This is a genomic window from Parabacteroides sp. KHUB-03 (genome assembly GCF_056640975.1).
In genome coordinates this window covers 1,621,382-1,633,975 of record NZ_CM153257.1, presented here as the reverse complement: position 1 = coordinate 1,633,975, position 12,594 = coordinate 1,621,382, and the positions used below count along the sequence as shown (strand labels likewise).

13 protein-coding genes are annotated in these 12,594 nt (G+C 43.4%); 3 read left to right on the top strand and 10 right to left on the bottom strand.

Annotation, left to right across the window (positions count from 1 at the left end):
• Positions 1-34: 34 nt before the first annotated feature.
• From ACYIB7_RS07020 to ACYIB7_RS06990, 7 genes are read right to left on the bottom strand one after another with little or no spacing between them, the layout of a single operon-like run.
• The gene (locus ACYIB7_RS07020) at positions 35-1,390 is read right to left on the bottom strand and encodes a formylglycine-generating enzyme family protein (protein ID WP_480338390.1); all 1,356 of its coding nucleotides are present in this window, start codon (positions 1,388-1,390) and stop codon (positions 35-37) included.
• Between the two features lie 17 nt (positions 1,391-1,407).
• Positions 1,408-2,829 carry a formylglycine-generating enzyme family protein gene (locus tag ACYIB7_RS07015; protein ID WP_480338389.1) on the bottom strand — a complete coding sequence of 474 codons (1,422 nt, stop codon included), beginning with the start codon at positions 2,827-2,829 and terminating at the stop codon, positions 1,408-1,410.
• 12 nt (positions 2,830-2,841) lie between these two features.
• Positions 2,842-3,285, bottom strand: a complete 444-nt coding sequence (locus ACYIB7_RS07010) for a hypothetical protein (RefSeq protein WP_480338387.1) — start codon at positions 3,283-3,285, stop codon at positions 2,842-2,844.
• Between the two features lie 11 nt (positions 3,286-3,296).
• Positions 3,297-3,626 carry a hypothetical protein gene (locus tag ACYIB7_RS07005; protein WP_480338386.1) on the bottom strand — a complete coding sequence of 110 codons (330 nt, stop codon included), beginning with the start codon at positions 3,624-3,626 and terminating at the stop codon, positions 3,297-3,299.
• A 4-nt stretch (positions 3,627-3,630) separates the two neighbouring features.
• A complete protein-coding gene (locus ACYIB7_RS07000) occupies positions 3,631-4,176 on the bottom strand; it encodes an RNA polymerase sigma factor (protein ID WP_480338385.1) in 546 nt (181 codons plus the stop codon).
• Positions 4,160-4,366, bottom strand: a complete 207-nt coding sequence (locus ACYIB7_RS06995; RefSeq protein ID WP_129942979.1) for a hypothetical protein — start codon at positions 4,364-4,366, stop codon at positions 4,160-4,162. The genes ACYIB7_RS07000 and ACYIB7_RS06995 overlap by 17 nt, the downstream gene beginning before the upstream one ends.
• Positions 4,367-4,372: 6 nt before the next feature.
• Positions 4,373-4,735, bottom strand: coding sequence for a hypothetical protein (locus ACYIB7_RS06990; RefSeq protein WP_480338384.1), 363 nt, complete (start codon positions 4,733-4,735; stop codon positions 4,373-4,375).
• A 1,350-nt stretch (positions 4,736-6,085) separates the two neighbouring features.
• On the opposite strand from ACYIB7_RS06990, the gene ACYIB7_RS06985 reads away from it, so the two are divergent.
• Positions 6,086-6,340 (top strand): hypothetical protein, encoded by a 255-nt coding sequence (locus ACYIB7_RS06985; protein ID WP_480338383.1) that lies wholly within the window; start codon positions 6,086-6,088, stop codon positions 6,338-6,340.
• Here the strand turns inward: ACYIB7_RS06985 and ACYIB7_RS06980 are convergent.
• A complete protein-coding gene (locus ACYIB7_RS06980; protein ID WP_480338460.1) occupies positions 6,337-8,655 on the bottom strand; it encodes an Eco57I restriction-modification methylase domain-containing protein in 2,319 nt (772 codons plus the stop codon). The two genes, ACYIB7_RS06985 and ACYIB7_RS06980, sit on opposite strands and share 4 nt — an antisense overlap.
• The gene (locus tag ACYIB7_RS06975) at positions 8,645-10,144 is read right to left on the bottom strand and encodes a type IIG restriction enzyme/methyltransferase (RefSeq protein WP_480338381.1); all 1,500 of its coding nucleotides are present in this window, start codon (positions 10,142-10,144) and stop codon (positions 8,645-8,647) included. The genes ACYIB7_RS06980 and ACYIB7_RS06975 overlap by 11 nt, the downstream gene beginning before the upstream one ends.
• Before the next feature lie 664 nt (positions 10,145-10,808).
• On the opposite strand from ACYIB7_RS06975, the gene ACYIB7_RS06970 reads away from it, so the two are divergent.
• Positions 10,809-11,012, top strand: a complete 204-nt coding sequence (locus tag ACYIB7_RS06970) for a helix-turn-helix domain-containing protein (RefSeq protein ID WP_480338459.1) — start codon at positions 10,809-10,811, stop codon at positions 11,010-11,012.
• A 12-nt stretch (positions 11,013-11,024) separates the two neighbouring features.
• Positions 11,025-11,318, top strand: coding sequence for a helix-turn-helix domain-containing protein (locus ACYIB7_RS06965; RefSeq protein ID WP_005641696.1), 294 nt, complete (start codon positions 11,025-11,027; stop codon positions 11,316-11,318).
• A 64-nt stretch (positions 11,319-11,382) separates the two neighbouring features.
• On the opposite strand, the gene ACYIB7_RS06960 is transcribed toward ACYIB7_RS06965, so the two are convergent.
• Positions 11,383-12,594 carry a site-specific integrase gene (locus ACYIB7_RS06960; protein ID WP_480338379.1) on the bottom strand — a complete coding sequence of 404 codons (1,212 nt, stop codon included), beginning with the start codon at positions 12,592-12,594 and terminating at the stop codon, positions 11,383-11,385.

Below are 12,594 nucleotides of genomic sequence, written 5' to 3'. Positions count from 1 at the left end.
TATGAGTTGATAAAAAGTAGATAATAATCTCTGTCTATTTGGATTGGGGAGTATCTGTTCTGACAACCCGGAACCCCACATTGGCATAGCCTTGGTTTCCGGATCGTACATCGTCCGATTTCTCGCTGCGGCAGTCGTCACGTTTGGCATCCCAACTGCCTCCTTTCACGAGATACTGTCCGTCGGCGTCCGTTGAAGTGGTCCACTCCCAGCAGTTGCCCCAGAAGTCAATCCCTCCACAGGCACCGGTAGATTGCTTGTAGGCATCTACGGCAGTCAGCCCCGACTCCAGATGATTGGCATTCATAGCTACGTCTTTAGGCATGTGTCCGGCACCTAAGATCCATTCTTCTTCATTGGGTAATCGGTAGGTATGCTTGCTATCCTGAGCCGTCAGCCATTGGCAGTAGATCTGTGCATCATGGAGGGAAATGTTCACCACCGGATAGTTGTCCTGTCCTGATTGGTAGATGAAGCCGGGGTTAAAGGCAGCATACTCAGCATTGGTGACGGGAGTATACCCGATATAAGCCGTCGCATCGGAAGCACCACGCAGCACCATCCACGCATCCTTCGGATTATCGTCCCTTCGGGGATCGATGAAACGGAGGAACTGTTGCCGGATTCGTGTTTCACGGTTCTCCACCATCTCATCAACGATACCCTGCATGTGTTCCACAATGCTGTAAGTACGGGCTTCGCGTTCCAGTTCGCGCAGCTTATTCTTCTTTCTGGCCACTACTTTGTCGTAGCGTACCCCCATCTGGTCGAGTAACGCCTGTCTGTTGGCTTCCGTCGGATTCTTCCGGTATAGGACGAAGAGCTTATGTGTCTTGGAGTCCATTTTAGGCCGCCCTTTTTCCACCAGCGGTGCACCGGGCTTGTCAAATTCCAATTCACTTTCTACCAAATCATCAGGACTGATAAACTTACCCAACTCTACTTGCTGATGTACTCCGAAATAGTGCGCCACCAGACCGTCCTTGTAAATGGAGAACCTATATCCTCCATACAGATTGCAGAGGAGGGTGGAAATGTAGTAGTCCTTTCCGGGAGTGAACCCGGACTTCTCACTGGAGATGTAGGTAATAATGGTGCTGGTATGCGCCATATCACCGACTACGGTTTTCCCAAAAGCATCCTGACGGGTGATTGCCGTACCAGCCAGCGGAAGACCGTCCACACTTTCCACTTCTATCTTCACCACACCTGCCATCGGAAGGTTGAATCGGATGCCACAACGCTGTTCGGCACTCCCTTCATACCCGTCTTCCTGGTCGGTCTGATGAATCGATACTGTTATTTTTGAGTCGCTGTCATCCTTCTGTGCGGACACAGCAGTGGCCGTCACAATGGCAACAGCCATTGCTAAAAATATTTTTTTCATCATGTAATGTGATTAGATAATTAGATGAGATCTGTTCTTACGACTCTGAAACCGACGTTGGCATAGCCTTGGCCTCCGGAACGAACGACGTCTGATTTTTCGCTGCGGCAATCATCGCGTTCCGAATCCCAGCTGCCCCCCTTGATGATGTACTGACCCTCAGCATCCGTTGAAGTGGTCCATTCCCAACAGTTACCCCAAAAGTCAATGCCTCCGCAAGCTCCGGTGGTATGACTGTAAGCATCTACCGCTGTCAGACCCGTCTCCACATGACCCGCATTCATGGATACATCCTTGGGCATGTGTCCGGCACCTAAAATCCATTCTTCATCGGTCGGCAGACGGTAGCTGTGCGTCGGGTCATTCTGTGCCAGCCAATCGCAATAGGCCGTGGCTTCCTCTACGGTGATATTCACCACCGGATAATTATCCTGTCCGGCTTCATAGAGAAAATCCGACTTAAAGGATGCATATTCCGCATTGGTAACGGGTGCATAACCGATGTAGGCATTGGGAGCGGAAGCACCTCTCAGCACCATCCATGCATCATCAGGATTGTCGTCATTTCGGGGGTCAATGAGGCGCAGGAATTGCTGTTCAAGCCGGATGTCACGGTTTTCCACCATTTCATCCACAATTTCCTGCATTTCTTCCACCACATCCAAGGTGAGGGCTTCTCTTTCCAGTTCGCGGAGTTTGGCTTTTTTACGGGCTACCACTTTATCGTAACGAATACCCATTTGATCCAACAAAGCCTGCTTGTTTTCTTCCGTAGGGTTTTGCTGATATTGACGGAGAAGTGCCGTTGTAGTGGCATCCAGTTCCGGGCGTTCTTCTTCTACAAGCGGCGCATCCGGATCGTCAAACTCCAATTCTTCCTCTATCAGGTCAGCGGGCGTGACGAATGAGCCCATTTCCACCGTTTGATGCACACCGAAATAATGTGCCACGAGGCCTTCCCGATAAATGGATAGGCGATAACCTCCATAAAGGTCGCAAGGCAAGGTAAAAATGTAGTAGTCTTTTCCGGGAGTCAAACCGTTTTCATCCGGGGTATTGAGCACCAGAATGGAGTTGGCATTTTCAACTTCCCCGGTCAATGCTTCCCCTGACTCTCCCCATTGGATGCCGGTTGTTCCGGCCAAGGCATAGCCATCTACACTTTCCAACTCTATTTTTGTGATTCCGGACAACTGAAAATTCAGTTTCAAGCCACTGTAAATACTACGTAAATCCTGTGTACTTGGAAAATTCAACGCAGCAATCCCATTTTCATCATATCCATCGCTTCCTGCCACTTGTTCGACAAGAACGGTCATGGTTGGATTTCCACTGCCGGATACTTCTCCCGGTTGGTCTGTAATCTCATCACTGTCACAAGAAGACAAGGCTGTCGTCATCAAGAACGACAAACAGAATATGCCAAATGCTTTTAATTTCATAATTTTCATCTTTTATTTACGGTTATCTTTATTTTGAGAACGTTGAAACAGCCGGTTCATCATTCTTCTTTCCAATACATATACTTTTTCAATTTGTGTGGGCGTCAGAAATTTGCTGTACTTCAAATAATACTTCTTACGTAGGTCGAGTATCTTCTGACTATGGGCAAACCTTTCGTTCATGGCTTGTTCAGCCTCTTTATCCGAAAGATGGGCTTTCTCTCTTTTCGGTCGGGGACCTAATGCCCAGATTTCTTTCTGGAACTGGCAGAAAGTTTCTACAAACTGTTGGGCTATTTTTTCATCCATAGCCATTTCATTTGCGATGAACTGAGCCTGTGTCTCGGCCAGTTGTTCACGGGTCATACGCTGCTGTTCGCTCTTTTGGGCATACGTATTTACATGGAACACAATCATGACCAAGGCAAATACAACTACTTTAGTGATATTCTTCATTTCCTTTGTTATTATTCGTTCATAAACAGATCATACTGATAAGTCGCAAACAGGTAATCCTGATCGCTGCTGCTCAGATTGGCAAAAGCCTTTTCCACATCTTCAAAACTATTACTTGAATCATGGGGTAATAAGTTGAAGACAACCAATAATGCAATACTTGCCGCCACAAGCCCTCCCGTCACAGAATACCAAAGGCGAAAGTTGCGTTTGGGCTTGGAAGGAAGCATCTCCAATTTTACAGTTTCCCATATGTTGTTTTCCATATCATCCAAGAAACCGTCCGGTGCGGTATAAGGCAGCCGTTTACCTACGCGGTCGAAATCAAAATCTTCTTTCATACATCTAATTGTTAGCATTCATGTATTTGACAATCTTATCTTTGGCAATATGATAGCTGGACTTTACACCATCAGTTGTTGAACCGATAATTCCGGCAATCTCATCATATCCCAAATCATTATAGTATCGTAAGTTAAAAGCCAGCTGTTGCTTGGTAGGCAAGGATAAAATGGCTTTTTGCAACTTTACAGCTTCCAAATCATTGTAATCGACAAATTCATCAGCCATCAGATTGCTTAGCTCACTCGAAGAATCATCCAATGACACCCGTTCCTCTTTTTTATACCGATCCAACAGGCACAAAGCTTCGTTGGTGGCAATACGGTATACCCAGGAACGGAAAGTGCATTCGCCTTTAAAATCGGATAATGACCTGAATACCCTTATAAAAGTTTCTTGCGTTGCATCCTGTGCATCTTCATGGGTTACAACCAACCTTCGGATATGCCAGTAAACCGCTTCCTTATATTTTGTCATCAGATAGCGGAAACCTTTCTCCGGTTCCTTAGCCGTTAGCTCCACCAGTTCCTTGTCATCCTTTATGCTCATAAACAGTCGGGGATTCACTTGCCATATAGATGGAAGGTGTATTTAACTTAGTCATATCCGTAATCTGTGAGTTAATGACCATACAATGCCTGTGGTGATGGGGATGACGAGACTTGCGTACAGTCACACAGGATTGCAGCAAAAACAAGACTGTCACTCCCAGCATCAGTAGTTTCCAAATCTTTTTCATATCCTATTATCTTTTGGTATATATTTTCTTTTTCCCTCTAATTACGAGTTGTATGGGATTTTTCTTATCCATGGCAAAGGCATCCAGTTCAGCTTCTGCCGCAGCTCTACTGAGTTGCGTCATCTTGGCATATTGTTTAATCGTCAGATATTTGTTCGTTTTCAAGTAAGCCATAGCCATTGCCAATCTTTCCTTTCGATTGAATCGGTTACTGATATAATGGAGCATGTCCGGTTTAACCACAACGGTAACAACCCGATTAGAAGGATAGTAACAATAGTGACGCCAATGTTGGGCGTTTACAACTCCGCAAATCAACAACCTCACCAAAATTGGCATTCCTACCTTTTCTTTTATAGTTGTATACATAGTTACTATTTTTTTATTAGACAATTTTATCTTACATACCTTTTCATGAGCTCATTTAAATGGACGTTCTGTATAAAAGACCTTGCAGACGAATTAAAGTAAAATTGGATTAGCATTTTTTTTCTTGTTTTTTTAATTTCATAAAAGAAACAAGAAAAAATAATATAAAAAATGGACTTTTTGTCTGAAAGATAAAGTCCCACGAATAAGCCTGCGATTGTTTTTGTATATTTTTATATTTTGTTGGGATTCATAAAAGAAAAGGTGGTGTTTTTGTATAATTTGGGCGCTATTATCAACCATTTACGTAGGGATGATCGGTTTATCGACATTTAGTTTGCTGAAGATAAATGTATATCAGGTCGTATACTACATTATTTTCTCATCAGTATTTAAGATAGAAAAAAATGTTTTCATAAAAAATTAGGCGACTTCGGAGCCTGATTAACAGAGGGTTTGGCGGCAGGTATGCCGCCAAACCCTCCTGTTTTCGTTTAACGAAAACACAACTTGCTGTCCGCAGGAGCGGACCACGTTTATCCAATAATTATTGTGTATCAATCCATTGTATGGCTATTCTCCTGTGATTTTCGGGGCATTTCCATTAGGTATTTGTCGGCCGCTCTCCCCATAAAAGGATGGATATTTCTCCATAACCATATAACTTACACCCATAATTCGGGAATAAGGAGGCGAATATACGGGAAATCTGCCCTTTACATGCCCTATTGTCCATTAATGGATTGTTACTTCTACACATCTACAAATGGAGAGCGGCAGTGAGCCGTATATGCTTCATGTTTTTTCTGCATTATCTCCATTAATGGATTGCTACTTTTACACATCTGCAAATGGAGAATGACAGGTAGCCGTATACGCCTTATTGTTTTTTCATCGTTTCCATTAATGGTTTGATATTTATACACTTCTGTAAATGGAGATTTTGAGATATCTGTATCCGGAAGGGTGCGTGCGACATTGGCTTCCGGATATCAAAATAAGGATATCCGGCTATATTGCAATTCTGTGATAGCATTATCTGGATAGCGTATCATACGGCTATATACAAATATGGTTACACTATAATTCATAGTTGTGATGGAGGTGACTCTTCCCATCTGGTAACATGGCCATAATACTACGAGAAAAAAGGCAACAACCGCAGAGAAAAAACGAATGACAGGAACGATTACTGAATGACAGATTCCGACAAATAACCGGATGTAATACGGTTATTTGATAATCAGGCAAATAGAAAGTCCAGTACATGAGAATTCAGGCGATCATTTGGATTATCTGTTGGCAGTATTGAATTCACAAGCTATAACATGGTATAGCTATGTGACTAATATGAATAAAACTGGCGTTGGAGATGTTCAAGTTGGAGGTCAAAATATAGCGACTTTCCCTATACCTTTTTATGATGCCAATAAAATAGAACTCATTGAATTAGCAGAACTTGCAAACAGTATAATAAATAAAAATATCAATCTACCATTTATTGACTCTAAAATAGAGGGTTTGGTTTCAATGATATATGGATTCACGAGTGAAGAAACTAATTTTCTACATTCATTTGTTTCTTCACTCCGAAAGTCTATTTAAACAGTTTGCTGGTTTTCAATATATTGAATTTCATCTGAGGTAAGTTTATAAACATCATACATCAACTTATTGCTAAAACATTCAAAATCCGTAATACTCATCTTGCCTACTTTCAAATCATTGAAAGCAGCAAGATGAGTATTTAGTTGTTCAGTAGATAGCTTAGCAACAATAAGCTGTTCTATGGTATACTTTTTCCATCTAATTGTCCCTACTCCTGTAGTTGTCCCTACTTTAGAAAACAACCATTCAGACACGGACGAATTTAAAGCAGACAAAAGGTATTCAATACACTCGCCTTTCATGTAAAAAGAAGTTGCTTCTGGTATATATTCTCCAAAAAAGTCGAAAGCAAATTTTGATTTATCAGATATTTCTCCCCATATGATTTTTGGCTTAGAAAAATCCTCCCAATACTTGGCCCCCCAACGTTGCATAGCATACCACTCATATCGAATTCCTGTCTCTGCTTTGTTTCGTTTAGAAAGTGGTTCTTTATATTCCAACATATGGTTATATACAGCAGGATATTGTTCTTTAAACGCTTTTTCTGCCTTTTCAGAAGCACCAGTTATAGATTCATCAAATTGGTATGGGAAATGCCAAGGGATATATATTAGCCATTGCCCTGCCCAGTCATATCCATACCTCTTTATATCTCTGCCACGAAGAATCGGTCGTATAAGTTCAGCCGTTTTTTGACGTTCATCTTCTGTTTGACAATTCGCTAGTATCTCATCACGCTTTTCGGTAGATATGATAAAAGCATCATTGAAACCAGTTTTTATCCCGTAGTTGATTTGGATGTTCCAATCCTTCAAGGGTATTCCCACAGACTCAATCTTCTGCTTGATGCTCTGTTCAATGGGAGACAATATCACCCACGGGATAGAATCTGCAAAGTTACACTTCACGCCTTGTTGTTGCACGAAATCGCTCAAATTATTCAAGCCATTCGCATCTTGTACCAAACAAGCTTGTGTGTTAAAAATATTTGCTGCTTTTTGAGATAAAAGAATATTTGCTTCTACCGTTATTGCATCGAATATTTTTATGCCTGCAAAATCTACCAACATAATAGGATTGGTCTTGCTTGCGAAATAACCTCGCAAGGCTTCACCATACCCTGCACGCATCCATTTATTAGACGTGATATAGCAAAGAAAACCATTGGGAGTAAGCAGGTTCATACCCAACTCATAGAAGAGGCAGTAAATATCACCAGTGCGTGCATAAGTTATGTAACCCATGCATTCTAATACATCGGCACTCTTACCCATAGATTGTAACTGAATGTAAGGTGGATTGCCAATGATACAGTCAAATCCCAAGAAGTTGCCTTCGGCATCGAGTACTTCTGGAAATTCTATACGCCATTCGAATGCACCAAGATAAATTTTGTTGGAGCGTATTTCCTCAAATATATTTTCTAATGTCGCAATTTCTTTCTTTAAATCGGCAATGCGCTTGTCCGACGCTTTCTTTTCCTTTTTTGTCGGTTCAAACAGTTGAGGCGCTTGTAAGTTTGCCAACTCAGAGCGGCGTTTGTTCAATCTAACCAATCGTGCATCCCGGCGGTTGATCTCTGTTTTCAGTTTCGACTTGATTTCTGTTATAAACGTTTCCAAATCCTGCTTTTCGCTTTTACTTTGGGCATTTTTATATTTAGCTACAGCTTCCTTATATTGGCTGATGCTGATACTAGACTCTCGCAGTACGGTCTGAATACTGTCTGTCAAAGCGAATCGGTGAAGCAAAGAATTTCCACATTTGATGTTAATGTCGATATTTGGTAAGGTTTCTAAATAAGTGTAATTACTTTCAGCCGTATAGTAAGCATTCTTCAACAATTCAATCCACAGTCGTAGGCGGCAAATCTTCACAGAATTGGGGTTAATATCAACGCCAAATAAACAGTTCTCAATAATTTGACGCTTCTCCTTGAAAAGAGTTTCCTGCATGCGGCGACTTTCCGCATTGAGTGGGTTGTAAGCAAATAAATTACCTTCGGCATCGGTCACAATCAGCTCGTCATTTTCAATGGCAAGTTGATAGTCCGCTTTGCGGATACGCTTACCGGTAGCATCTACCAAAATACCCAATTCATATTTCAAGAGTATCAGTTCATTGAGAGCAGACACAAGAAAGTGACCCGAACCAACAGCTGGATCACACAGCCGCAAACTGTTAATTAGTTCATTAGCTTCGACTATATTGTCGATATGGTTGTATAGATCTATACGGGTGGTACAATTCCAGCCATAATAACCATTAAACTTTTGCAACACGGTCTTGGTGATTGCTTCACGGCACATGAACATAGTGATAAAGCCTGGAGTGAATACCGAACCATCCTTGTGACCATTTATTTTCTCGAATATAAGCCCTAAAACAGAAGCATTGATGAGTGTTTTTGCCTCTTCTTGCACTTCTTTCACTGCCTTCGCTCGCAAAGTTATAAGCATCGAGAAAAGCAAACAAATATTGCAGGGTGGGTAATGCGTTGACTTGTAGATTGCGTTTTTTATTCCGTAATACGCTACTCGCCAAAACAGGAAGTACCGTACGTTGTGAAAGGCTGTTTATCTTAATTGTTTTACTTTCCAAATCTGTCACCTCGAAAAGAGAACTGTTAAGATAGGGAACGTAAACAAAATCACGCATAATGGAGTGTGTGCGGCTGCTCATGTCACGTGCAAGCACTTGGAAAAAGAGTGTGTTGAGATCATCATAGTCATGAATCTTAGTTATTGAAAGAAATTTATAGATTGCATTTCCATTGTGGTATTTCAACATCTGAGCCTCCAACAGTTTCAAGAAAAGGATGCGATTCATCCAAGTAATACACAATTCCATTGCAACATTGAATAACCGTTCCTCATAATCATTCCCATACAAACTACCATTTATGTGACGCAAACAATCTTCTGCATCCAGTTGGTTAATAGTATTCTCTAGTAATGAAGCCTCGTCACGCCGTTCCACAGCTTTGCGTACAATCACGGTTTTATTATTCTCTTTGCGTTCCTCAATACCAATAATGTGTAGCAGCTCAGTGTAGAATCCACGGTTGAGCGAATTGCTGTCATTTTGGAACGATAGCTTCAAAAGATGTGTATCGCTGAATATCTTATAAAGTTCGATAAGTTTGCGTGAAGCGCTACCGTCTGTTCTATCAAGTAGGTGTTGATAGTCTTGTAAGTTAAAGTAAGTGTATTCAAGGCTATCTTTCACCTCCTCAATATAGGTTGTTGCAATTTCAGTATAGAAGAAATCGGTTTTGTTACTAGTTTTGCGTCCATCCACAAAGTCTTGAAACTCACGACGTAATTGTTTGTTGTGATAGAATTTGCGTTCAAACTCATGGGCATCAAAAATAAAGAATTCATGAATATTAGTAGCGATGAGATATTTAATATCATTGTTCTTCTTATTGACACGTTCTTTAAGATAGTATAGCAATAATTCCTGCAAAGCCTTACGATTAAGATTGTCATTAGAAATCATCTCACCTTTGTTGGTGGTACTCTTTACTTCAATCAATAACCCTATATTGGACTTGATAGTTTTATCCAATCGGATAGCCAAATCAATATCTTCTTCGGGAGCCATGTAGTATGGCTTGTAGAACGTTTCACTCAGAAAATTACGTAAATGTTCTTTTTGCGTGTGTTCTCTTTGCCCATCCACAATATTGTCTCTCAATGTGCGAAGGGCATTTTTGAATAAGTCAAAATCTGTTGTTTCAATCGCAACCTGTCTATATGCTTTGTTCAGAGCTTGATTCGGTTTGAGTAGTCCCATAATGTTTGGTAAATAAGTTAATAAAATACAAAGGTAGCCTAAAAACTTGATAATAAAGAATGAACGTATTGGTTTAACGAAAGTTTGTTCTACTGCCAGCCATTATCAACAGACAATAGCAGACAGTAGATTTGACATGATTCTACTTATTATATTGTAATAGTCAGTCAAAGTAATCTTTTCACATCCGGATCTATCACAGGTTGGATAAGTTGTTAACCTGAAGGTAATCGGTCTGATGGTATAGGAACAAGAAGAAGTCTGTAATCATGGCATTTATCCGGGTAGAGAAGCCACATCTTTTTATTGCCGGACTTCCGGCATTGCCTCATCTATGTGTGAAAAGGAGTTTTTTCTTTCACCACAACGTTCCTTTCACATACCCAAAGGGGGGTAGTGGATCCAGACCCGCTTCAGCTTTCTTTTTCCTTCCCATATGACAAAAACCGACTATCCATGACTATTCCTGCCAGTGTGCCGGTCGCGCTTGCCTCTCATGGTTTCTTCCCTTATATTCGCACTGACATTTAAACGAGTTGAAAATATGGAAATATGCTACATCGAGGCCAGTGTCCTTAAGAGGATGCTGGCACGCGCCGAGAACCTGTCCACACATGTGGACAGATTGTATGAGAGAAACCGCTGTAAGGAACCCGGAGAGTGACTGGACGGCCAGGATGTCTGCCTGCGCCTTGACATCTCGCCACGTACCCTGCAGACCCTCCGCGATACCGGACGGCTGGCGTTTACCTGCCTCCAGCGCAAGTTCTATTACAAGCCCGGGGATGTGGAGAAGCTGATGGCCTACGTCGGCATCAGACGCAAGGAGAAGGCAATGAGAGAAGGAAGGAAGAACGGAAACCTTTAAAGAACGGAAGAGATGGAAGGCATTATCGACAAGGAGAACGAACGTGTCCGCAGGTTCTTTGCCCTGCTGGACAACATGGAGAAAAAAGTGGAGCGTCTTGCCCGTGACAACCGTCCTCCCTTCAACGGGGAACGGTTCCTGACCGACAGGGAGCTTTCTGGGACGTTGAGGATCAGCCGCAGGTGCCTGCAGGATTACAGGGACCAAGGACGGATTCCCTATATCCAGCTTGGCGGGAAGATCCTGTACAGGCAGTCGGACATCGAGAAGCTGTTGGAGGAGAACTATCACGCTGCATTGGTATAATATCGTATTCAAGTTTAAGGATTGCCGCCGGAATCGTAAATACAATTCCGGCGGCAATTTTTATTTAGCCTGCGGCTTCCTTGCCGGCCGCAGGCTTTCTTCTTTCCATCAGCCAGTCCATGTCCGAGGATATCTTCCGGTCGGTGACCTGGGCGTAGACCTGCGTGCTGTCGATGTTCGTATGGCCCATCATCCTGGCGATGCTCTCTATCGGAATACCCGCGGTCAGTGTCAGGGTCCCGAACGAATGCCGGGCCATGTGGTAGGACAGGTTATCTTTCATGCCTAATACCACGCCCATTCCATGTACCTCGTACCAGAGGACGTCGCGGACCGGCAGCGGGAATACCGGCCTGTCGTCATCCGTGGTGTTGTAAAGATCCAGTATCTGTCCGGCTATGGGATGCAGCGGGATGAACGTCTCCACGTCCGTTTTGGCGCGGTGGATGCGGATATACCTCCTTCCTTCCGAGGTCCTTCCGATATGTCGGGGATGGAGAGCCCTCGTATCCACATAGGCCAGACCGGTCAGCGAGGAGAAGATGAACGTCCTGCGTGCCAGCTCCATCATCGGGTCGGGCAGCGGGGTTTCCATCATCCGCTTCAGCTCACTGCGGCTGATATGCCTTAGTTTAGGCGCTTCTTTCCTCTCGTATGCCACGTCCTCTATCGGATTGGCTCTTAGTACATCCCTGTCCACGGCGATGTAGATGAGCCGGTTGAGCCAGCACAGGCAGTGGTTCACGTGTCCGTTCCTGTGTCCCAGCTCTTTCTTGAGGAAGACCTTGAACGATTCGGCGAACTCTTCGGTGATGTCCGAAAAGGCGATGTCCTTCATCCCGCGGGATTCGATGAACTGCCTGAGGTTAAGCTGCGTGGTCTTTGACTGGCGGTAGGTGGAGGTGGAGTTGATCTCCTTGGAGCGGACCCTGAGCCGTTCGCGTTCCACCTCTCCGGCCTGCAGAAGGTATTCCGGCACGGAATTGGCACCGGATACGGTGGTCTTGAGCAGTTCGGCCGTGACCACTCCCTGGTTCCTCAGCAGGTTCCCGTACGCCTCTTCCAGCCGGTTGCGGAAGGCGGTAAGGCGGTTGTTCTCCCTGGCTGTTTTGATTTCACACTTCTTGCTGTCCCAGTCCCCGGGTTTGCAATAGATGCCTGTCGTGACAGCCGATTTCTTTCCGTCGATGCTGATCCGGCAGAGAACGGCGGTCGTGCCGTCCGATTTTATCTTGTTACGGTTGATGTAGAATAAAAGCTTGAATGTACTGCGCAT